Raw genomic sequence first — 22916 nt, 5'->3', positions numbered from 1 at the left:
CCCATCGCGGGTGGCCTTTTTGCTGTTCAAGGCACCCATAGCCGGAAAATGTCCGAAGCGTGAGCAAGCATGCACCGCATGTACTCACGCAGCATCATCGTCGACGCGCCCACCCCCAAGCGAGGGCTCATCCACTCCGACGGATGCCGGCTCATCGACCGCATACGCAAGAAGCGGCGTTCCGGCGAGGTGACGCACTACAAGTACCACGAGTATCCGCGGTACCAGTTCGTCAACACCTCGACGGGCATGGTCGACACCCTCCTCCGGGCTCTGGACCCGAGGAACATCGAATGGAAACTGCACGTGGGCGAACGGGAGCCGGTCCATAACGCCTACATCGTCTCCATCTCCCGCAGTTCCGCCGTGGCGCGCATGGACGCCTTCGTGGGCCCCGAGTTCTGAGACCTCGCCCCCCGTCTCCCCCGCTCACGCCGGTCCCACGCGCCCCCGCGGGCGGGCGCGCTCGTGTAGAGGAGGGCCGAAACCTTCGTGATTACCGGCCCACTTCCACCCCGAACAGGTCCTTTGTCCTTTACTGCGGACGAACGAGGACGGGACCGGTTACATCACGGCCACAACCTGAACACAACCCGTGAGTTCGGTCGCGCAGGAGAGTCGGCGTCGTCGATCCTTGATGGCGTAACCGACGCCGAGCACGTGAGAGGAGCGACGGGTGCTGACCGTGGTCGCCGGGGTCGTCGGCGCACTGGTGATTGGCGCCTGGGTCGTGGTCGCCTGGGGCTCGCGCCGCCGCCAGCCCTGGTTGTGGACGCCCGTCGCGTTCCTTGTGGTGCTCCTGGTCGCGCTGAGTCTGCCGGGGTGGTCGTTCCTGCCGGTGACGGTGTTGGCGGCCGGTTCCTTCGCGGAGTTGGTGATCGGTGCACGCGAGTCGCCCGCGGTCCGCACGAAGGATCCCGAGGCCCCGCTGAGCACGCAGCGTTGGGCTGCGGCGGTGGCTGCGCCGTTCCGGGTGGCGTTGGCCGAGCCCTGGGACGTGGTTGCGCGTCCCTCGTTGCGGCGCCGGTACCGGAGGGTGCTGGAGGAGCAGTGGGGTGTGACGGGCCTGGAGTCGTTGCGGGCGACGGTGGAGGGCCTGCACGAGGAGCTGCACCGGGGTCCGACGCTCGATCTTGTGGTGGACCTGCGTGCGGGGACGGCGAAGTCGCGTCTTCCGCGTGAGCAGGGCGGTGCGGACACCGGTACGCACGTGTTGTTGAGTGAGGAGCAGGTGCGCCGTCTGCGTTCGGTGGTGCGCGCGGACGAGGACCACGAGACCGTGATCATCGGTGCGTACCAGTGGTGGAAGTCGGTGCACGTGATCCGTTTGGTGTGCGGGGGCGCGAGCCTGGACTGGTTGAGCCCGGCGGAGACGCAGACGATGCTGCGTCGGGTGGCGTCGGATCTGCAGCGCCGCTATTCGTCGTGGACGCAGTTGGCTGCGGCGTTCCATGCGGGGTACCTGCTGTGGCCGAGCAAGGGGATGTTGGGCGAGTACTCGGGGCAGGACCGGATCTGGACGGCGTTGGGGTTGTTGACCGAGGATCCGGCGAGTCCGTGGAACCTGTTGCCGTGGGACATGCCGTTGGATCGGGTGATGCCGGAGCAGGGCGGCAAGGGCGCGCCGGCGGGTGATGAGGTGCGGGCCTCGGAGTGAGGCCGGACCCTGCCGCGCCGGGTGTCGCACCCGGGCCCGGCCGGGGTCGGGCGCGTGGTGCGCCGTTCCCGGGCCGGTCCCGATGCGACACGTCGCTCCGCCGGGTGCGGTCGGGTTCTGGTTCTACGGGTTCAGGGCGACGGCGTCTCCGAGGCGGTGTACACGCAGGGAGTTGGTGGATCCGGTGGTGCCGGGCGGGCTTCCTGCGACGATGACGATCTTGTCGCCGCGGTTGTAGTCGGTGTGTTGCAGTAGTTCGTGTTCGACCTGGCGGACCATGTCGTCGGTGTTGTCGACCCAGGGGACGAGGTTGGTCTCGGTGCCCCAGGTGAGCGACAGGCGTCCGCGGGTGAGGCTTTCGGTCGTGAAGGCCATGAGCGGGATGGGTGAGCGGTAGCGGGCCAGGCGTCGTGCGGTCTCACCGGACATGGTGAAGGCGACGAGTGCGCGTGCTCCGACGGTCGCGCCGATCTCGGCGGCAGCGCGGGCGATGGCGCCGCCGGTGGTCTCCGGGACGCGGTTGAGCATGTGGGAGGCCCGGAGGGACTCCTGTTCGGCCGCTCCGACGATTCGGGCCATGGTTTCGACGGTGTCGACGGGGTACTGGCCGATACTGGTCTCGCCGGAGAGCATGACGGCGTCGGCGCCGTCGAGCACAGCGTTGGCGACGTCGGAGGCTTCGGCGCGGGTGGGTCGGGGTGCCGAGATCATGGATTCGAGCATCTGCGTGGCGACGATGACCGGTTTGGCCTTGTCGCGGCAGCGTTCGATGGCGCGCTTCTGCACCATGGGGACGTTCTCGAGGGGAAGCTCGACGCCGAGGTCACCGCGGGCGACCATGACGCCGTCGAAGACCTCGATGATGTCGTGGAGGCGTTCGACGGCTTGGGGTTTTTCGATCTTGGCGATGAGGGGGACGGTAACCCCCTCTTCGTCCATGATCCGGTGGCATTCTTCGGCGTCCGCGGGGCTGCGCACGAAGGAGAGGGCGACGATGTCGACGCCTTGGCGCAGGGCCCAGCGGAGGTCGTCCTCGTCCTTGTCGGTGAGTGCGGGGACGCTGACGGCAACCCCGGGGAGGTTGAGCCCCTTGTGGTTGGAGACGGGGCCGCCGAAGATGACGCGTGTGTGGACGTCGGTGCTGGTGGTCTTGGTGCATTCGAGGACGACCCGGCCGTCGTCGATGAGGACGCGGTCGCCGGGGCGGACGTCTCCGGGGAGTCCTTCGTAGGTGGTGGAGACGCGGTTCCGGTCGCCGGGGACGTCTTCGGTGGTGATGGTGAACTCGTCGCCCTCGTCGAGTTCGATGGGCCCGTCGGGGAAGGTCCCGACGCGGATCTTGGGGCCTTGGAGGTCGGCGAGTACGCCGACGGGGCGGCGTTCGGCCTCGGCGGCTGCTCGGAGGTTGGCGAGGCCGGCGAGGTGGTCGTCGTGGGTTCCGTGGCTGAGGTTGATGCGGGCGACGTCCAGTCCTGCGTGGACGAGCTGCCGGAGCGTGTCCGGGCTCGAGGTTGCAGGACCGAGGGTCGCGACGATTTTGGCTCGACGTGTCACATGTAACACTCTAGAGCGTTCTGGGGGTGCAGTGGTCTAAACCAGGTTGCGAGGGGATGTCCTCTCGTCTGCGAGAAGACGTCTTCGTGGTGTGCACGAATGCACTCATGGGATGTTTCCCCACGTGTGCGGGCTTTCGCGGTTCCTGTGGATTCAGTGGCATGGGTGCCCGTTCCGGTGGGTCGGCATGCGAAGTGTTGGCGTTCTCACCCGGCCGGTGGTGCGGAACGGGCGGTGGTTCAGTCGGCTGGGGCCTCGTAGCGGGGGCGGGGCAGGTCGACCTGGATGCGTCCGTAGTCGCGGAGGATGCGCAGCCGTTGAATGGTGCGCATGCCTTCGCGTTCGATGGTCGCGGCGGTGTCCCAGTGGTCCCAGCAGGCGTCCCAGCCGCCGTCGGAGCGCTGGTCGTGTTCGAAGGCCTCGAGATTGCGTTCGATCTCGGAGTCGGTGAAGAGCAGGCGGGCGATGTGGTCGGGGTGGCAGGCCAGGTCCAGGGGGGTGTGGACGTGGCCGGTGGCGCGCGGGTGGACGTCGATGACGGCGCGGATCCTGGTGGAGAGGCGGCCGAGGGCCTCCATCGCGCGTTGGCGGTCGGGGACGTTCTGGAGGAAGCTGCAGATGCCGATGGCCTCGTGGGGGTCGGTCCACTTGAGGCTGTCGATCTTCTTCCAGCAGTAGGCGGTGGCGGTGTCGCGCCAGGGGTGCGTGATGCGGTGTTTGTGGAGCAGGCCGGTGATCATGGCGGTGGTGTCGAGCCGGCTGCTGAAGTCGTCGGTGTGTTGGTACCAGGGTGCGGCTTCGGTGTGACGGATGCCGGGCAGGGCGGCGGGCAGCCCGCCGTCGGCGTTGGCGTTGGCGTTGAGGTAGCGGCAGATGCCTGCGACGAGGGGTGGGGGGAGCGGTCCGAGTTCGTCGAGCAGGCGCAGGGCGAGTTCGACGGCGACGGGTTGGCTGGCGTGGCCGCGCAGATCGGGGTCGAGGCCGTTGCCGTATCCGCCGTCGATGTTGCGGTAGGCGGCGAGGGCGGAGCGCACTTGCTCCGCGGATCCGGCCTGGAAGAGGAAGTCGAATCGGTGTCGGTCCAGCAGCCGCGCGTTGCGCATGGTGAAGTGCTCCGCGGCGCGGAAGGAGTCCCAGGTCACAACGGTCATGGTCCGACCGTAAGTGTGGGGGGTGGGAGTGGTGAACGGTCGGCCGGGAATCCATGCGCGGTTTTTACGCTCGCGGTCGGTTCTGTTCGGCGGGCACCTTCCGTCGCTTCGGCAAGTGCTGCGCCGCCAGGCGTCGGTCGAAGGTTGGTGGTGGGTGACTCGACCGGCCTCTGCGCCGGAGACGTCCGACGAGAGGGATGTGACGGGCGGGCAGGCAGGCGGACATCGTCGAGCAGGCCTCAGTGGCCGTCGGTGGGGTGCGGTGCGGGTGGGGCTCTGTGTCGCCGGTACAGGTGGATGAGGACGACGCCGATCCAGGAGATGGCGACGCTGGTGCCGACCATGAGTTCGAAGACGATCATCTGCCCTTCGGGGTAGATGATGCCGGAGAGGTAGTTGTCGATGAATCCGGTGCCGGTGATGCCTTCTTGTCCGGCGTTGCGGCGGCCCCAGTTCTCGACGTGGGTGAGGGGGCAGACCCACCCGATGACGGCGATACCGAGGGCGTATGCGGCGATGGGCACGTGGGCCCAGAGGGTGCGTGGCCAGCGCCAGGCGAGGAATCCGCCGAACGTCACGTAGACGAGGAAGGCGAAGTGGAGGAGCATGGCTCCTTCGCCGATCACCTGATAGGCCATGTTTTCAGCTTAGACGGGTGTCGGGGCCGCCCCAAGGGGTCGGCCCCGACACATGTGGGTTCGTGGCCCGTCAGGCGGGCGGGCGGTCGGTGGATCGGCGTCGGCGTAGCCACCACAGGATGAACACGCCGATCCAGGAGACGGCGACGCTCACCCCCGCGAGGACCTGTGCGGTGAATGCATGTTCCGGGGGGTAGATGACGCCTGTGAGGTAGTGGTCGATGAATCCCACGTCTCCCACGCCGCTCTGGCCGGCGTTGACCCGTCCCCAGTCCTCGACGTAGGTGAGGGGGCACTCCCATCCGATGATGTTGATGCTCAGGGAGTAGGCGGCCACGGGTACGTGCAGCCAAAAGGTGCGGGGCCAGCGCCAGGCGATGAAACCGCCCAAAACCAGGTAAGCGAGATAGGCGAAGTGCAGGACCATCGCTGTTTCGCCGACCAACTGGTAGAACATCGTCCGCTTTCCTCTGAGGGACGAACTGTGGAGCTCCACTGTCCCAGCCCTGACCTGCCCCGGACAAGGATGCCGGGTGCGTCGGCATGCCCTCGCGCCGGGCGCGGGGAAGGGTCCCTGCGCCCGGCGCGGCGACGAGGTGTGATCGCTACACGAGCGGGCGCTCGGTGGGCGGGATGGCGACGGGCAGGTGTGTCTGCTCGTTGAGGTAGCGGTCGACGCCGGCTGCTGCGGAGCGGCCTTCGGCGATGGCCCAGACGATGAGGGACTGGCCTCGGCCCATGTCGCCGGCGCAGTAGACGCCCTCGACGGTGGTGCGGTAGTCGGAGTCGCGGACGACGTTGCCGCGGCCGTCGAGTTCGACACCGAGGTCCTCGATGAGTCCCTCCTTCTCGGGGCCGACGAAGCCCATGGCGAGGGTGACGAGTTCGGCGGGGATCTCGTGTTCGGTGCCCTCGACGGGTTCGAAGCCCTTGTCGGTGCGCTCGACCTCGACGAGCTGGATGGCACGGACGTTACCGTCGTCGTCGCCGAGGAATTCGACGGTGTTGACGGAGTAGACGCGCTTGCCGCCTTCTTCGTGTGCGCTGGTGACCTTGTAGAGGTTGGGCATGGTGGGCCAGGGCTGGCTGTCGGGCCGCTTGGCGGGCGGCTTGGGCATGATCTCCAGCTGGGTGACCGATGCGGCGCCCTGGCGGTGGGCGGTGCCGACGCAGTCGGCGCCGGTGTCGCCGCCGCCGATGACGACGACGTGCTTGCCCTGGGCGGTGATGGGCGGGGTGTCGAGGTCGCCTTCCTGGACCCTGTTGGCCCAGGGGAGGTACTCCATGGCCTGGTGGATGCCGCCGAGTTCGCGCCCCTTGGCGGGGAGGTTGCGGGCCGCAGTGGCTCCGCCGGTGAGGACGACGGCGTCGTGGTCGGCCTTGAGCTGGTCGGCGGTGATGTCGACGCCGGCGTCGACGCCGGTGCGGAAGGTGGTCCCTTCTGCGCTCATCTGGGCGAGGCGCCGGTCGATGTGGCGCTTCTCCATCTTGAACTCTGGGATGCCGTAGCGCAGTAGTCCGCCGATGCGGTCGGCGCGTTCGTAGACGGTGACGTCGTGGCCGGCTCGGGTGAGCTGTTGTGCGGCGGCCAGGCCGGCGGGGCCGGAGCCGATGACGGCGACGGCCTTTCCGGTGCGCTCCGTGGGGGGCAGGGGCTTGACCCAGCCTTCCTCCCAGGCGCGGTCGATGATGGAGACCTCGACGTTCTTGATGGTGACGGCGGGCTGGTTGATGCCGAGCACGCAGGCGGATTCGCAGGGTGCGGGGCAGAGCCGGCCGGTGAATTCGGGGAAGTTGTTGGTGGCGTGGAGGCGTTCGATGGCCTCTGACCAGTCGTGGGTGTGGACGAGGTGGTTCCACTCGGGGATGAGGTTCCCGAGGGGGCAGCCGTTGTGGCAGAAAGGGATGCCGCAGTCCATGCAGCGTGAGGCCTGCTTGGTGACGGCACCTCGGTCGAAGTCCTCCTGGACCTCCCGCCAGTCCTGGATACGCACGTCCACAGGGCGGTTCTGGGGCAGTTCGCGTTCGGTGATCTTCAGGAAGCCCTTGGGGTCACCCATGGTGCTCCTCCTTTCGTGGTTCGTGGACGCTCTAGGACTGCGCGGAGGCCATGACGGCCTCGTTGACGTCGCGTCCTTCGCGTTCGGCTTCGGCCTGGGCGGTCAGGACCCGCTTGTAGTCGCGGGGCATGACCTTGCCGATGCGGGCCAGGCCGGCCTCGCCTGCGTCGAGGAGGCTCTGGGCGACGGTGGAGCCGGTTTCGTCGCGGTGGCGGGTGAGTGTGGTGGTGAGGAAGTCGCGGTCCTCGTCGGTGAGTTCTTCGATCTCGACCATTTCGCCGTTGACTCGTTCGGGGTCGAGGTCGAGGACGTAGGCGATTCCGCCGGACATGCCGGCGGCGAAGTTGCGGCCGGTGCGTCCGAGGACGACGGCGCGTCCGCCGGTCATGTATTCGCAGCCGTGGTCGCCGATGCCTTCGACGACGGCGGTGGCCCCGGAGTTGCGGACGCAGAAGCGTTCGCCGACGATCCCGCGGAGGTGGATCTGGCCGGAGGTGGCGCCGTAGCCGATGACGTTGCCGGCGATGATGTGTTCTTCGGCTGCGAGGGGGGGGAGGTGCCGTCGGGGCGGACGGTGATGCGGCCGCCGGAGAGGCCCTTGCCGACGTAGTCGTTGGCGTCACCGGACAGGCGCATGGTGATGCCCTTGGGCACGAAGGCGCCGAAGGACTGGCCTGCCGACCCGGTGAAGGTGATGTCGATGGTGTCGTCGGGCAGTCCGTCGGCGCCGTGGCGCTCGGTGACCTCGTGTCCGAGCATGGTGCCGACGGTGCGGTTGACGTTGCGGACGGGCAGTTCGAGCTTGACGGGCCGCCCGAAGTCGATGGCGCCTTCGGCGAGCTGGATGAGGGTGTTGTCGAGGGCCTTCTCGAGTCCGTGTTCCTGGCCGCGGACCTGGCGGCGGTGGTCGCCCTCCCAGGGTTCGACGGCGTTGAGGACGGGCGCGAGGTCGAGGCCCTGGGCCTTCCAGTGGTCGACGGCGTCGGCGGTCTCGAGGTTGTCGACGGCGCCGATGGCTTCGTCGAGGCTGCGGTAGCCGAGCTGGGCGAGGTACTCGCGGACCTCTTGTGCGATGAACTCGAAGAAGTTCACCACGTGGTCGGCCTGGCCGGCGTAGCGCTCGCGCAGGGTCGGGTTCTGGGTGGCCACGCCGACGGGGCAGGTGTCGAGGTGGCAGACGCGCATCATGACGCAGCCGGAGACGATGAGGGGTGCGGTCGCGAAGCCGTATTCCTCGGCGCCGAGGAGGGCGGCGATGACGACGTCGCGGCCGGTCTTCATCTGTCCGTCGGTCTGGACGACGATGCGGTCGCGCAGGCCGTTGAGCAGGAGGGTCTGCTGGGTCTCGGCGAGGCCGATCTCCCAGGGGGTTCCTGCGTGCTTGAGGGAGGTCAGCGGCGAGGCGCCGGTGCCTCCGTCGTGGCCGGAGACGAGGACGACGTCGGCGTGGGCCTTGGAGACGCCCGTGGCGACGGTGCCGACACCCGCTTCGGAGACCAGCTTGACGTGGACCCTTGCGGAGGGGTTCGCGTTCTTGAGGTCGTGGATGAGCTGGGCGAGGTCCTCGATGGAGTAGATGTCGTGGTGGGGCGGCGGGGAGATGAGCCCGACGCCGGGCGTGGAGTGCCGGGTGCCGGCGACCCACGGGTAGACCTTGTGGCCGGGCAGCTGACCGCCCTCACCGGGCTTGGCGCCCTGGGCCATCTTGATCTGGATGTCGTCGGCGTTGCTGAGGTAGTGGGAGGTCACGCCGAAGCGGCCGGATGCGACCTGCTTGATGGCGCTGCGGCGGAGGTCGCCGTTGGCGTCGGGTGTGAAGCGGTCGGGGTCCTCGCCGCCCTCGCCGGTGTTGGACTTGCCGCCGAGGCGGTTCATGGCGATGGCGAGGGTCTCGTGTGCTTCGGCGGAGATGGAGCCGTAGGACATGGCGCCGGTGGAGAAGCGCTTGACGATCTCCGAGACGGGCTCGACCTCGTCGACGGGCACGGCCGGTCGCGCACCGTCCTTGAAGCGCAGGAGCCCCCGCAGGGTCATGAGCTTCTCGGCCTGGTCGTCGACCTTGTCGGTGTACTCCTTGAAGATCTCGTAGGAGCGGGTCTTCGTGGAGTGCTGGAGCTTGAAGACCGTCTCGGGGCTGAAGAGGTGCGGTTCGCCCTCGCGGCGCCACTGGTACTCGCCGCCGATCTCGAGGCGGCGGTGTGCGCCGGCGTTGACGGCGTGGGCGCGGCGGTGGCGGATGGCGACCTCTTCGGCCAGGACGTCGAAACCGACGCCGCCGAGGCGCGAGGTGGTGCCGGTGAAGCAGCGGTCGATGACCTCGGGGCCGAGGCCGATGGACTCGAAGATCTGCGCTCCGGTGTAGGAGCCGACGGTGGAGACACCGATCTTGGACATGACCTTGAGGACGCCCTTGGCGTAGGCCTTGAGGGTGTTGCGGACGGCCTGGTCGGCTTCGACACCGCCGAGCTGGCCGCTCTCGACCATGCTGCGGACGGTCTCCAGCGAGAGGTAGGGGTTGACGGCCGAGGCACCGTAGCCCAGGAGCAGGGCGACGTGGTGGCACTCGCGCACGTCGGCGGCTTCGATGAGGAGTCCGACCTCGGTGCGGGTCTTCTCGCGCACGAGATGGTGGTGGACGGACCCAGTGAGCAGCAACGACGGGACGGGTGCACGGTCGGGGCCGGCTCCGCGGTCGCTGAGCACGAGGATGCGGGCGCCGTCGGCGATGGCGCGGTCGGCTTCGGCGTTGATCTCGTCGAGGCGTTCGGCGAGCGCCCGGCCGCCGCCGTCGACGGGGTAGGTGCCGTCGACGGTGTGGGTGCGCAGCGCGGGGTTGCCCTGTCCAGCGGCGACGATGGCGGCGAGTTCGGCCTGGTCGAGGACGGGTGTGGGCAGGGAGAGGCGCTGGGTGTCGCCAGGGTCGGCCGAGAGCAGGTTGCCTTCGGCTCCCAGGAGGGTGCCGACACTGGTGACCATCTCTTCGCGGATGGCGTCGAGCGGCGGGTTGGTGACCTGGGCGAAGTGCTGGGTGAAGTAGTCGAAGATCTGCCGGGAGCGGTCGGAGAGCGCCGCGACCGGGGTGTCGGTGCCCATGGAGCCGATGGGTTCGGCACCGGTGCGGGCCATCGGCGTGAGGATGATGCGGAGCTCTTCCTCGGTGTAGCCGAAGGTCTGCTGGGCGAGCTCGAGCTGGGCGACCCGGGCGGGTTCGGCGGCGGGCAGGTCGGCGAGGCGGGTGATGCCGTTGTCGACCCATTCCCGGTAGGGGTGCTGGGCGGCGAGTTCGGCCTTGATCTCCTCGTCCTCGATGATGCGGCCCTGCTCGGTGTCGACCACGAAGATGCGGCCGGGCTGGAGGCGGCCCTTGCGGACGACGGTTGCGGGGTCGATGTCGAGGACGCCGGCTTCGGAGGCCAGGACGACGAGACCGTCGTCGGTGACCCAGTAGCGGCCGGGGCGCAGGCCGTTGCGGTCCAGGACGGAGCCGACGACGGTGCCGTCGGTGAAGGAGACGGACGCGGGTCCGTCCCAGGGCTCCATGAGGGTGGAGTGGTACTCGTAGAAGGCCCGGACGGCCGGGTCCATCTCGGTGTGGTTCTCCCAGGGTTCCGGGATCATCATGAGGACGGCGTGGGGCAGGGACCGGCCGCCGAGGTGGAGCAGTTCGAGGGCGTCGTCGAAGGAGGCGGTGTCGGAGTCCTCGGGGTCCACGATCGGGAAGAGGCGGTCGAGGTCGCCGGGGATGAGGTCGCTGGCGAGCTTGGCCTCACGCGAGCGCATCATGTTCCGGTTGCCCTTGACGGTGTTGATCTCACCGTTGTGGGCGACGTACCGGAAGGGGTGGGCCAGCGGCCAGGACGGGAAGGTGTTGGTGGAGAACCGGGAGTGGACCAGGGCCAGCCCGGAGGTGTAGCGCCGGTCCGACAGGTCGGGGAAGAACGGTTCGAGCTGGGGTGTGGTGAGCATGCCCTTGTAGGCGATGGTGCGCGGGGACAGGCTCGGGAAGTAGACGCCGGTCTCGTGCTCGGCGCGCTTGCGGACGCAGTAGGCGTAGCGCTCGAGGGCGATGCCGGTGAGGCCCTCGGTGGGCGTGCCCGGGGTGCCGCTGACGAAGATCTGCGCGAAGTGCGGCATGACCTCGCGGGCGGCGGGCCCGGCGTAGTGGGGCTCGACGGGAACGTCGCGCCAGCCGAGGAGAGTGAGGCCTTCGTCGGCGACGATGGCGTCGATGGTGGCGACTGCGCGGGCGCGGTCGTTCTCGTCGACGGGGAGGAAGCCGATACCGGTGGCGTAGGCGCCGGCCTCGGGAAGGGTGAAGTCGCAGACCTCGGTGTACAGGTCGTGGGGGACCTGGGTGAGGATGCCTGCGCCGTCGCCGTCATCGGGGTCGGCTCCGGAGGCGCCGCGGTGGTCGAGGTTGCGGAGGACGGTGAGCGCCTTCTCCACGATCTCGTGGCCGCGTCGGCCGTTGAGGTCGGCGACGAACCCGACACCGCAGGCGTCGTGTTCGAAGGCGGGGTCGTACAGGCCCTGAGTGGTGGATTCTGCGTTCGTTGGGACGGTCGAACGCCGCACCTGACCAGCAGGCATGTGCCCTCCTGTCGTCTCTGCGTCGGCTTCGTGAAAAGCGCATCCGGGACGACGTTGGCCCTGCTGCGTAGGTTCTGTTGTGGCTCCACGTGCGGGCGTGGAGGGCCACCGCGGTGCGGTGGCCGGTGCCCGGTGGTCGACTCGCCCGTCGTGCCACCTGGGGGGCCGGTCACGTCCTCGTGGGGCCGGTGGTGACGGGTCGCCGCTGCGGGCGGGTTCTTTTGTACACGGTGGTCGTACTGCGACGCGAATCGCAGGTCCAGACCGATTGGCGCCACAGTGCGCCGTTCGCGCCCTTCCGCCCAAAGTGGGCGCGGGTGTCCCTCTCGGTACGGTCCGAGACGGATCCGGCCCTGCGATTTGTTCCACGCGGGAACCTCGCTAAACCTCCCAAAGCGACCAGAACCCCGAGGGGGTGGCCGGAGGGCCGATCCCGGGCACAGCGGGCACGTGTGGGCCGAGGACCCACATTACCCGGGTGTTAACGACATCCCCAAGGGGGTGGCCACCCTCTCCCGAGTGATCTGCCCCTCACGCCGGTGTAAGCCGTCTGACCTGCGTTACCCCTACAGGTCGGGGCCCGTGGGACCATCGGTGCCATGGCAGCAGAACAGACCCCGTCCCCCGCGCGGGGCACCGACGGCCCCACGCACGCCCCCGGAACCGGTCGGCCCGATCCGCACGGCGGCGCCGGGCCGGAAGGGGTCGAGGCCCTGTTGCGCGGGCGCGGGGTGGATGCGCCGCGATCCCGCCGGGTCCTGGGGTTGTTGTCGGACGGAAGTGTGTGGTCCCCGAACGAGCTGGTGCGCGCCTCGGCGGTGGCGCACGCTGTGGTCGCCGATCTGGTGCGCGGGCTGGTGGAGGCCGGCGAGGCCGTGGAGGAGGGCCCCGGGGTGCGGTTGGTACGCCCGGCCGAGCACGCGGGGGCGCCGGACCCGGCGGCGGCCGACCCGGTCGCACACCTGGCGGTCGACCGCACCGATGTGTTCTTCGAGCTGGAGCGGGCCGTGGCCGAGGGGCCCGCATCCGACCTGGACCTGGACCACGTGGCGGCCACCGCGGAGACGGCACTGCGGCGGGCGCTGTTCCTCAGCACCCGGTTCGACCTGGTGGGACGCACGGTGTTGTGCGTGGGCGACCACGACCTGACCTCGGTCGCGTTGGCACTGGTGGAGCCGCGGGCCCGCGCGGTGGTGGTGGACCTGGACGAGCGGGTGCTGGCCCACATCGATGCGCTGGCCGAACGCCTGGGGGCCGACGTCACCACCCACGCAGCGGATCTGCGCCTGGGCCTGCCCCCGGCGCTGCGCGGCACGGCCGACGTGGTCTTCACGGACCCGCCATACACCCCCGACGGGGTGGAGCTGTTCGTGCGCCGCGGGTTGGAGGGCATGGCCGATCCGAGGCGGGGCCGGGTGCTGGTGGCCTACGGGGTGAGTGAGACCACGCCGCGGCTGGCGGCGGCCACGCAGGCGCGGTTGCTGCGCCTGGACCTGGTGGTGGAGGCGCTGTGGCCGGACTTCAACCGTTACCACGGCGCGGAGTCGATCGGTGCGGCCTCGGACCTGTACGTGCTGCGGCCGTTGGCGCGATCGGTCCCCTCCCCCGGCGGTGAGGAGGCCCGGGTCTACAGCCAGGGCGCCAACGCCCGGGAGGCACCGGTGGGGTCGGATCCGGAACGGGCTTCGGCGGTGCTGGCTCGCGCCGCGGAGGGCACCGGCGCCGGTGACCCACTGCTGGTCGGCTCATGGCCCCGGGGGTTCGAGGGCGCGGGCAGGGTGCGGCTGGCGAGGTGGATGGAGGCCCCGGGGCCGGTGCACGAGCACGCGGTGGTGGACCTGACCGGCGGATGGGAGCGCCTGGCCGCTCGTGCGGCGTTGGCGGCACCGGAGGGCACGCGGATGGTGGACGTGCTGGTTCCGTCGTCCTCGGCGTGGGCGCGCGACCGGGCGGGGCAGGAGACGTTCCGGGCGCTGGTGGAGCCGCGGTTCGGGGTTCGGTTCCTACGCGGGTTCGCCGCCGGCGACCTGACGTGCCTGCGGTTGAGTGCGCACTCCCCGGACTCCGGGACGGACCCGGCGGGAGCCCTGGCCAGGCGTGTGCAGGGGCGGGCACACGGGACCCTGACGTCGACTCTCCGTGCGGGGTTGATCGAGGTGTCGGCTGCGACGGGCGCCCCGGTGAACAAGCGCACCGCCCGGCACACGGTGGCCCGCGCACCGGGGTGGGTGCGCGGGCACACGGTCGTGGATCTGCCGCAGCACCGGCTGCGGGGATTGCGCGCGCTCTGCGCGGGCCTTCTGGAGCAGCTCGGGTGAGAGCTCGCTGCGCCCGGGGCCCACGACGGCCGGCGCGGGCACCGGGGTCAGGGCCTGTTCGGTGGACGCCTTCCGTTGCTGCGACCGACCACTGCGCCGTCAGGCGTCCGTTGAGTGTGGTGGCGGGCGACGTGTCCGCCGGGCACGCCCTGGGTCACTGACCGCCGGGTTCCTGCACGGGGGGTTCCTCGAGCGGGGGATCCTCCGGGGGCGGGTCCTCCACGGGCGGCTGCGGGTCCTCGGCGCCGCCGCCGGGCGCGCCCTCCTCGGCACCGCCCGTGCCGCCGCCCTCCTGGCCGGTGTCGGTGGGGTCGCGCAGTTCCACCAGGCGCCGGTAGAGCGGGTCGCGGAAGTTGGCCAGGGCCACGAGCGGGCTGGACAGCGTCACGCGGTCGTCCACGGAATCCGAGTCCTCGGGCTGCACCCACACCACGACCAGGTAGTGGCCGCTGATGATGGCGTCGGCGGCGCTGTAGCCCTCGCCGAGGCGGTCGAAGGGCTCCTCGCCCGAGGGTGCCAGCACGAACCCGGGGTCCTCGGCCTCTTCTTCCTCGTCGGTCTCGGGCATTTCCATGGCCGCGGCCACGTCCTGGCTGTCCTCGGTGCTGTCCAGGTTGAACACCGCGGCGACGCCGAAGTAGCCGTCGGCGACGTAGGTCGCCCGGCCGGCCTGGGTGCAGTCGGCGTCGGCGAGGGCGTCCTCGATCTGCGAGCCCCAGACCGCCTCGGTGCAGTCCTCGGTGAGGTCGGAGTCGCGCAGAGTGAAGTCGATGCTCTGGCTGGCGATCTCCTCGTTGCTGCGCTCGAACAGCTCGCCCTCGTTGAGGGGGCGTTGGTCGTCCTCACGCGAGTTCAGGACCCGGTTCATCTCGCTGCTGTCGCTCAGCCGCAGGTCGTAGAGGACGGGGCGGGTCTCCGGGGCGGCCTCGGCGGCCCCGTCTCCCCCGACGCGCTGCACCACGAGCACCGCACCGAGCGCGATGAGGGCGAGGACGAGGGCTCCGACCACGATCTTCAGGGCCGGGCTCGTGCGCCCCTGGCCCTTCCGGCGGTTGCCGGCGCGGCGGCGGCCCTCACGCGGAGAGGCCTCGGCCTGTTCCGGGTCGGACTCGCTGTTCTTCCTCCGGCGCCCGGGACCGGGCTCCGACGGTTCAGAAGGGGACACCCGATTGGACCTTTCCTCGGATTCTCGGGCCGCCGCGGCACGGGGGGTGCGGGGCGGACCCGGGTTCGCTCAGGACTGGGCACGGGGATCGGCCCCCGGCCTCGGACGACCCTCGCGGACGGGTCGGTCTGCCCGTGATCCTATCGGGGCGGCGGAGGGCCCCTGACAGCCGCCGTGCGTCCGGGGCCTGCGGTCCCGGTACGCACGTACGAGGCCCCCGGGGGGAGCAGTTCACCCCCGGGGGCCTCGCGTACGGAGCGGACGGGGATCAGCCCTCTCCTTCGCCCTCCTCGTCCTGGCCGCCGCCGTTGCGGACGACCTCGTCGTAGATGAACTGGACGGAGTTCATGGAGGCCACGTTCACTGTGGCCAGTTCGGAGTCCTCGCCCGGGTCCTCTCCGTCCTCGCGGGCGCTCCAGAACACCGCGACGTAGTGGCCCATGACCTGGGTGTTGGCCTGGCTGTAGCCCTCGTGGAGTCCGGAGACGTCCTCCCCGGTCCGGGGCAGGACGAAGCCGGCCTCGGTCTCGGCGTTCGTGGGGTCCAGGGCGGCGGCGACCTCTTCGGCGCCGTCGCTGTCGGCCACGTCGAAGAGCGTGACCTGGGTGACGTACTCCTGGTCGCTGTCGGTGTAGAGCGCAGAGGCGGCGTTGACGCACTCGGCGTCCAGGAGGCTCTGGGCCAGGTCCCCGCCCCACACCATGGAGGTGCAGGAGTCGTTGACCGTGGTCTCCTGGGCCTCGAGGGAGACGCCGTTGAGCTCGAGTTCCTCGGCGCCACCGAAGGCGGAGTCCTCCGTCATGGGTTGGGCCTCGGGATCGCGCTCGTCGATCGCGCCGAAGGTGTCCTCGCGGTTGGACTCGGACAGGTAGAGCTCGGGCGTGAGGGTGGTGTGGCCCTCCGGCGGCTCCACGATGTTCTCCTCGGTCTCGGCGACCGTGCCGCCGCCGTCGTTGCTGACGAACTGGAAGGTCAGCAGCCCCAGCAACAGGATCAGGGCGAGCCCGAACGCGGTGAGGAGCGTGACGAGCACGGCGGTGCCGCGCTTGCGCCTGCTCTGCTCGGCGAGCGTGTACACGATCTGGTTGGGCCTCTCGCCCAGGACCGAGACACGTTTGATCGCGTTCGCGGAGAAGGACGAGACCTTGCTCGGGCCCTTGTCCTCACGCTTGGCACGGCGTCGGCCGCGCCCCTGGGAGGATGCTTCCTCCGCTTCGTCGTGGTGCTCGTCGCCGGAACCGGCCGCACGAGTGTGGGTGTGACCGTACTCGGCGGAGAAGTCCTCCTCCGGGTCGTAGTCGTACTCGTCGGCGTAGTCCTCGCCGGGGCCGTACTCGTCGTAATCAACCGACTCGGCGGCCTCGTCGCGACGGGATTCTCCGCGCCGGCCTCGGCGACCGGACCCGGACTCAGCTCTGCTCACGGTCCATCTCAATCGTCAACCCGTGGTGTGATCGGAAACGACACAGGCGTGGGCCGGGGGCGCCGCGGGTGACGCGGCTGCCCCTCGGTCGGCCTGCGCTCTATTCGGGCCTCGCCCCGGAGTCCGTTCCCGTCTCGTCGGCGTCGTCCTCGGTCGAGCCCTCGCTACTGGATCGCTCAGGGCTGGGGTGATATTCCGTCCCCTTCTGCCCGGAACCGCCGGCGTCGGTGTCCCGGTCGGGGAGGTCGCTGAGGTCGGTGGCGCTGTAGACGGTGCTGTCACCGGTCTCCTCGTCGTTGTCGAGGGCGCTGTAGACGGTGCCTTCGTCGTGTGTCTCACTCGGGTCGGTGGTGCCGAACACCTGGGTTCCGGCGTCCTGTCCGGGCACGACGGCAGTGGAGAAGCGGTCGAGGCGGCGGCCCGCCCAGAAGAAGTAGGCGATGGCGCCGGCGAGCACGACGAGGGAGACCCAGTTGTTCAGGCGCAGGCCCAGGATGTCGTTGGCCGGGTCCACGCGCAGGTACTCGATCCAGAAGCGGCCCACGCAGTAACCGGCGATGTAGAGCGCGAAGAGGCGTCCGCCCTGGAGCTCGCGTTCGAAGCGGCGGCCCAGGTAGGCCAGGAGCACGGCCAGGCCCAGGCACCACAGCGACTCGTAGAGGAACGTGGGGTGATAGGTGCTGGCCCCCTCGACCATGCCGGGGCGCAGGGCACCGTTGTCCAGAGGGGTGATCTCCAGGGCCCACGGGACCTGAGTGGGCGCGCCGAAGAGCTCTTGGTTGAAGTAGTTGCCCCAGCGGCCGATGGCCTGGGCGAGGGGGATCGTGGGGGCGATGGCGAAGGCGAGCTTGGACATGGACAGGCCGCGCCTGCGGGCGACCAGCCACACACCGAGGGCGCCCATGGGGATGGCCCCCCAGATACCGAGCCCGCCCTCCCAGATGTAGAGGGCGCGGATGGGCTCCTGCCCGTCCACGAAATAGAGCTGGTAGTCGCTGATGACGTGATAGAGGCGCCCGCCCACCAGGCCCAGGAGCACGGCCCACACGGCCATGTCCATGATCGTGCCCTTCTCGCCGCCCATGGCGGCCCACCGGCGCTCGCTCCAGAAGACCGCGGCGACGACACCGGCGAGGATGCACAGGGCGTAGAAGTGGATCTCGAAGGGGCCCAAGGAGATCGAGTTGACCTCGGGGCTGGGGATGGCCGCGAGGGCGCGGCCGTGCTCGGCCGCGCCCTCAGAAGCTGTCGACGGCAATGTCACTGCTCTGCTCTCGGGTTCGCCCCGCGTGCGGGGGTCTGGTCTGGGGTCTCTACTCCGCACCACCCCCGTCGGCGTCGTCGGCGGGCTCACTCTCGACCTGGCCGGGGCCGGCGGCATCGACGGCGTCGGTCAGTCCGCGGACGGTCATGGCGTCGTCGTTGTCGAGGAGCTCACCGTTGATGTAGACGGCGGGTGTTCCACGGAAGGCGTTCTCACCGCTGTAGCGAGTGTAGGCCGTTCCGGTGGCGTCGATGATCTCGCCAGTGTAGGTGCCGTCGAGGAAGGAGGTGTCGTGGCCGTTGTCCTCCCCCCAGGCGAGCAGGTCGGGCAGGACCATGGTGCCCAGGTTCTCCTGGCCTATCTCCTGCTCGGCTTCGGCCATGAGTTCGGGGACGAACTCCTCGGTGAACTCGGTGACGACGGCGTCCTCCTGCTCGAGGCGTTCGTCGAACTCGGACTGCTGTTCGTCGGTGACACCGAGGTCCCCGAACCAGCCCTGGAGTTCGTCGATGGAGTAGCCCTCCTCGTTGCTGTTGGGCTGGTTCTCGAACAGGACGTCGTTGTACTCGATGAAGACGCCGTGGTCGGCGGAGGCGCGGCCGGCGACGGCGGCGCGCAGGGAGTTGCTGCTGGTGGGGGCGGGCTGCTGGGCGAAGATGCTGACCACGTGGTACTGCACGGTCGCCTCGCCCTCGGCGGCCTGCTCCTTGAGAGTGTCGCCGTTGAGGCCCTCGAACTGCTTGCAGGCAGGGCACTGGTAGTCGGCGTAGACCTCGACCACGGGTGCCTCGGCGTTCTGGTCGCCCATGACGACGCTGCCGTCGTCCTGGAGGGTCTGCTGGGCGAGTTCGCCGTCGTAGTCGTCGCCGCGGTCGGAACCGAGNGGCCCCGGCCGCACCGACCACGAGCAGGGTCTTCTTGCGTTGAGCGGCCTTCTTCTCCTTCTCCCGCTGCTCTCTGATGCGTTCGCGGGCGCGCTTGCGCGCTTCACTCCCCATGTTCTCCCCTGGGTCTTGATCTGTCGGAGGTGGTCGCCGCGCCGGTCAGCGGAAGAGTCCGAGAGCGCGGTCGATGGCGAAGGGCGATCGGGGCCAGATCGCGATGAACGCGCCCAGGGCCATGAAGCCGAGGTCGCGTGCGATGGAGATCCCGTAGGTGGTCTCCCCGGGGTCGACCTGTCCTCCGCCGCCGAAGCAGCCGCAGTCGATGCTGAGCCCTCGGGCCATCGCGGAGAGGATCCCGGCGATGAACGCGACCATGAGCAGGGCGCTGACGATCCCGGTGTAGCGGGTGGCCAGACCGATCAGGAGCAGCAGGGCGAGGGCGAGTTCGAACAGCGGCAGTGTGTAGCCGATGAGTTCGGCGATCTCGGGCGGGAACAGCTCGTAGGCCTCGACCGCCTCCACCGAGAGGATCGGGGGGTACTTGGTGACGGCTGCGGTGATGAGGACAGCGGCGAGGCCGACCCTGCAGGCGAGGGTGAGCCAGGGCTGCACGGTGTTCCACCGCGACCGTCCGGGTCCGGAGGCTGCGGGGGATTCCTCTGCTGCGTCGATCATGTGGGCCTTCAGGGTTCAGGGGGTGGTCCGTCCTTCGTACACCGTTTGCGCACCGAATCGAGTACACAGGGTGATGACCCCCAAGCGTACTGTGTGTGATGCACGGTCGGCACACGGCCACGAGATCAGCCGGGCACGGGTAGGGCGTGCCGCACCGACAGGGCCCATCACACCATCCACCGTGCCGCGGCGGGGACGCCGGAGACCCCTGAACGGCGGGCTCTCACCGGATTCTCACGCTGTTAACCCCGGCCTTGACCGGCACGGACGAGCGGTGGACCGCCCCGGGGAAAGGGACGGTCCACCGCCATCACCGAGAGGCCGGCGCGGGAAGGGGCTACCGGTGCCCCGCGGGAGTCACCGGGAGCGCACACCCGCGGCGAGCTCTTCGGCGAAGGACTCCACGGCCGAGAGCCCGGTCTCCAGGTCCGGGGCGTCCAGCACCCGCTGACAGAACCCGGCGCCGACGATGACGCCGTCGGCATAAGCGGCCACCTCGGCGGCCTGCGCGGAGGTGGAGATGCCCAGGCCCACGCAGATCGGCAGCTGCGACTCTGTGGTCACCGCGCGGGTGCGGCGCACCAGTTCCTCGGCGGTGCCGGCGACCTGGGCGCGGGTGCCGGTGACCCCCATGAGGGACGCGGCGTAGACGAACCCGCTGCTCGCCTCGGTGGTCAGGGCCAGGCGGCGGTCGGTGGAGGAGGGCGCCACCAGGTGGATGCGGTCCAGGCCGGCGGTCTCGGAGGCGGCGCGCCACTCGGCGGACTCCTCGGGGATGAGATCGGGGGTGATCACGCCCGCTCCCCCGGCCTTGGCGAGCTCGGTGGCGAAGCGTTCCACGCCGTAGCGCTCGATGGGGTTCCAGTAGGACATGACCAGGGCGGCCGCACCGGTGGCGGCGGTGGCCTCGACGACGCGGAAGACGTCGTCGGTGGTGGTACCGGCCTCAAGGGCGCGGTCGGCGGCGCGCTGGATGGTTGGCCCGTCCATCATCGGGTCGGAGTAGGGCAGGCCGACCTCGACGACGTCGCAGCCTCCTCGGACCATGGCCTCGATGACCTTGATCGACGAGTCGATGTCGGGGAACCCGGCGGGCATGTAGCCGATGAGTGCGGCCCGGTTCTCCTCGCGGGCGCGGGCCAGTGTGGTCTGAAGTGTCGTGGCGCCCATCAGGTGTGGTCCTCCGAGTCGACGAGGCCGAAGTAGGTGGCGGCGGTGTTGACGTCCTTGTCGCCGCGTCCGGACAGGTTCACCACGACGACGCCGTCGGGGCCGAGGCGCTGGCCGAGCCTCCGGGCCCCGGCGAGGGCGTGTGCGGTCTCGATGGCCGGGATGATGCCTTCGGTGCGGCAGAGCAGCCGGAAGGCCTCCATGGCTTCGGCGTCGGTGACGGGTTCGTAGACGGCCCGGCCGCTGTGAGCGAGGTGGGCGTGTTCGGGGCCCACGGCGGGATAGTCCAGGCCGGCGGAGATGGAGTGGCTCTCGCGGGTCTGGCCGTACTCGTCCTGGAGGACGAAGGTGCGGGCGCCGTGGAAGACGCCGGGGCTGCCTGCGGTGATGGAGGCGGCGGTGCGGTCGGTCTCGGCGCCGTCTCCCCCGGCCTCGAAGCCGTACAGGGCCACGTCCTCGTCGGGGATGAACGCGGCGAAGATCGCCATGGCGTTGGACCCGCCGCCCACGCAGGCCGCGACGGCGTCGGGCAGGCGACCCACGCGTTCCAGGACCTGTTCACGGGCCTCGGCACCGACGACGAAGTGCAGGTCGCGCACGAGCTTGGGGAACGGGTGGGGCCCGGCCACGGTCCCGAAGAGGTAGTGGGTGTGGTCGACGTTGGCGACCCAGTCGCGGAAGGCCTCGTTGATGGCGTCCTTGAGGGTGCGGCTGCCGATGGTGACCGGGACGACCTCGGCGCCGAGCATGCGCATGCGGGCGACGTTGAGGGCCTGGCGTTCGGTGTCCTGCTCGCCCATGTAGACGACGCAGTCCAGGCCCAGGAGCGCGCAGGCGGTGGCGGTGGCCACGCCGTGCTGCCCGGCCCCGGTCTCGGCGATGACGCGCGTCTTGCCCATGCGCTTGGTGAGCAGGGCCTGGCCGAGCACGTTGTTGATCTTGTGCGAGCCGGTGTGGTTGAGGTCCTCGCGCTTGAGGAGGATGCGGGCGCCGCCGGCGTGCTCGGAGAAGTTGCGGGCGTCGGTGAGCGGGCTGGGCCGGCCGGTGTAGTCACGCAGCAGGGCGTCGAGTTCGGCGTGGAACCTCGGGTCCTGGCGGGCCTTGTCCCACTCGGCGTCGACCTCGTCGAGGGCGGCGACGAGGGCCTCCGGGGCGAAGCGTCCCCCGAAGCGGCCGTAGTGCCCGAGGTCGTCGGGCACGGGTCCGTCGTGGCTCATGGTCTGGAATTCTCCTGAGGCTGTGGCCGGTGGCGGCGGCCGCCCTGGACGGGCCGCGGCCTGCGCACCGACCGTGGTGGGCACCGCCTGGCCTCGGCGGTGCATGGAAAGTGGGGAGAGGCGGTGCGAGCCGTGGCCCGGCCGTGTTCCCCGCTGGTCAGGTGCGGGGCGTGCTCCGCTTGCGGGTCGGCGGGGCCGCCGCCGACCGGTCTCACGCGTGGGTGCGCGCGCGGGACACGCCCCCGGGCCATCGGCGGCCCGGGTGGTCGGTGTGGTGCGCTCGCGTGGGTGCCACGTGGCTCAGCTCCGGTCGCGCAGGGCGGGATGGGCACCCGCGGTGACCAGGTCGGCGACGGCCTCACGCGGGTTGCCTCCGCGCACGAGGCTCTCCCCCACGAGCACGGCGCCGGCCCCGGCCCCGGCGTAGGCGAGCAGGTCGTGGGGCCCGCGGACACCGGACTCGGCGATTCTGACGACGTCGTTGGGGATGAGCGGTGCCAGTCGCGAGAACGTGTCGCGATCGACGTCGAGGGTCTTGAGGTTGCGTGCGTTGACGCCGACGACAGTGGCCCCGGCGTCGAGGGCGCGGGAGACCTCTTCTTCGTCGTGGACCTCGACCAGCGGCATGAGGTCGAGGGAGCGTGCACGCTCGACCAGGGAGACCAGGGCCTCCTGGGGCAGGGCGGCCACGATGAGCAGGACCGCGGAGGCACCGAAGACGCGGGCCTCCCAGAGCTGGTAGGAGCTGACGACGAAGTCCTTGCGCAGCAGCGGTGTGTCCACGGACCGGCGTACGGCGGCAAGATCGTCGAGGCTGCCGTTGAAGCGGCGCTGTTCGGTGAGGACGCTGATGAGGGTTGCACCCCCGGCCTCGTAGTCGCGAGCCAGTTCTGCGGGATCGGTGATCTCCGCGAGGGGCCCCTTGGAGGGGCTGGCGCGTTTGACCTCGGCGATGACGTGGACGCCGGAGCGGCGCAGGGCGGCCTCGACGTCGACGGGCGTGGGCGCGGTCTCCGCCCGGGCCTTGAGATCGTCCAAGGGCAGGGCCGCCTGTCGTTCCGCCAGGTCGGCGCGTACCCCGTCGAGGATCTCGTCGAGCACGCTCACCAGTTACCCCGCTCCCTCGTGGTTGGTTCCGGCCACGCGTGAC

15 protein-coding genes and 2 pseudogenes are annotated in these 22916 nt (G+C 70.0%); 3 read left to right on the top strand and 14 right to left on the bottom strand.

Features of this window, described 5'->3' with window-relative positions; all coding sequences use genetic code 11:
* Positions 1 to 78: 78 nt before the first annotated feature.
* A complete protein-coding gene (locus tag D474_RS0123280) occupies positions 79 to 405 on the top strand; it encodes a hypothetical protein (protein ID WP_152477011.1) in 327 nt (108 codons plus the stop codon).
* 271 nt (positions 406 to 676) lie between these two features.
* Positions 677 to 1657 (top strand): DUF1266 domain-containing protein, encoded by a 981-nt coding sequence (locus D474_RS0123275; RefSeq protein WP_017615886.1) that lies wholly within the window; start codon positions 677 to 679, stop codon positions 1655 to 1657.
* Between the two features lie 123 nt (positions 1658 to 1780).
* Here the strand turns inward: D474_RS0123275 and pyk are convergent, their stop codons facing one another.
* From pyk to gltB, 6 genes and pseudogenes are all read right to left on the bottom strand, one after another.
* Positions 1781 to 3211, bottom strand: a complete 1431-nt coding sequence (pyk, locus tag D474_RS0123270; protein ID WP_017615885.1) for a pyruvate kinase — start codon at positions 3209 to 3211, stop codon at positions 1781 to 1783.
* A gap of 239 nt (positions 3212 to 3450) precedes the next feature.
* Entirely contained in the window at positions 3451 to 4353 is a 903-nt protein-coding gene (locus tag D474_RS0123265) for a hypothetical protein (protein ID WP_017615884.1), read from the bottom strand.
* A gap of 248 nt (positions 4354 to 4601) precedes the next feature.
* Positions 4602 to 5000, bottom strand: coding sequence for a DUF2784 domain-containing protein (locus D474_RS0123260; RefSeq protein WP_026118737.1), 399 nt, complete (start codon positions 4998 to 5000; stop codon positions 4602 to 4604).
* 70 nt (positions 5001 to 5070) lie between these two features.
* Entirely contained in the window at positions 5071 to 5457 is a 387-nt protein-coding gene (locus D474_RS0123255) for a DUF2784 domain-containing protein (RefSeq protein WP_017615882.1), read from the bottom strand.
* A gap of 148 nt (positions 5458 to 5605) precedes the next feature.
* Positions 5606 to 7060, bottom strand: coding sequence for a glutamate synthase subunit beta (locus D474_RS0123250; protein ID WP_017615881.1), 1455 nt, complete (start codon positions 7058 to 7060; stop codon positions 5606 to 5608).
* Positions 7061 to 7091: 31 nt separating this feature from the next.
* Positions 7092 to 11650 (bottom strand): annotated as a pseudogene (gltB, locus tag D474_RS29780) (glutamate synthase large subunit).
* A gap of 599 nt (positions 11651 to 12249) precedes the next feature.
* Between gltB and D474_RS0123240 the strand changes: the two are divergent.
* Positions 12250 to 13968: a bis-aminopropyl spermidine synthase family protein gene (locus D474_RS0123240; protein WP_017615880.1), complete on the top strand. Its 1719-nt coding sequence runs from the start codon at positions 12250 to 12252 to the stop codon at positions 13966 to 13968.
* Positions 13969 to 14122: 154 nt separating this feature from the next.
* Here the strand turns inward: D474_RS0123240 and D474_RS0123235 are convergent, their stop codons facing one another.
* From D474_RS0123235 to trpC, 8 genes and pseudogenes are all read right to left on the bottom strand, one after another.
* A complete protein-coding gene (locus D474_RS0123235; protein WP_017615879.1) occupies positions 14123 to 15133 on the bottom strand; it encodes a hypothetical protein in 1011 nt (336 codons plus the stop codon).
* Between the two features lie 268 nt (positions 15134 to 15401).
* Positions 15402 to 16556: a hypothetical protein gene (locus D474_RS0123230; protein ID WP_017615878.1), complete on the bottom strand. Its 1155-nt coding sequence runs from the start codon at positions 16554 to 16556 to the stop codon at positions 15402 to 15404.
* A gap of 100 nt (positions 16557 to 16656) precedes the next feature.
* Entirely contained in the window at positions 16657 to 17814 is a 1158-nt protein-coding gene (gene lgt, locus D474_RS0123225) for a prolipoprotein diacylglyceryl transferase (RefSeq protein WP_026118736.1), read from the bottom strand.
* 55 nt (positions 17815 to 17869) lie between these two features.
* Positions 17870 to 18818: pseudogene (locus D474_RS29775) on the bottom strand (DsbA family protein).
* Positions 18819 to 18863: 45 nt separating this feature from the next.
* The gene (locus tag D474_RS0123215; RefSeq protein ID WP_017615875.1) at positions 18864 to 19379 is read right to left on the bottom strand and encodes a MauE/DoxX family redox-associated membrane protein; all 516 of its coding nucleotides are present in this window, start codon (positions 19377 to 19379) and stop codon (positions 18864 to 18866) included.
* Positions 19380 to 19736: 357 nt separating this feature from the next.
* The gene (trpA, locus tag D474_RS0123210; RefSeq protein ID WP_017615874.1) at positions 19737 to 20549 is read right to left on the bottom strand and encodes a tryptophan synthase subunit alpha; all 813 of its coding nucleotides are present in this window, start codon (positions 20547 to 20549) and stop codon (positions 19737 to 19739) included.
* Entirely contained in the window at positions 20549 to 21766 is a 1218-nt protein-coding gene (trpB, locus tag D474_RS0123205) for a tryptophan synthase subunit beta (RefSeq protein ID WP_017615873.1), read from the bottom strand. Before trpB ends, trpA begins: the two co-directional genes overlap by 1 nt.
* Before the next feature lie 300 nt (positions 21767 to 22066).
* Positions 22067 to 22873: an indole-3-glycerol phosphate synthase TrpC gene (trpC, locus tag D474_RS0123200; protein ID WP_017615872.1), complete on the bottom strand. Its 807-nt coding sequence runs from the start codon at positions 22871 to 22873 to the stop codon at positions 22067 to 22069.
* Positions 22874 to 22916: the final 43 nt, after the last annotated feature.

This window comes from Nocardiopsis salina YIM 90010 (assembly GCF_000341025.1).
In the GTDB taxonomy this organism is placed as follows: domain Bacteria; phylum Actinomycetota; class Actinomycetes; order Streptosporangiales; family Streptosporangiaceae; genus Nocardiopsis; species Nocardiopsis salina.
Note: the sequence above shows the minus strand (reverse complement) of the source record. Positions and strands in the feature narration are given on the sequence as shown.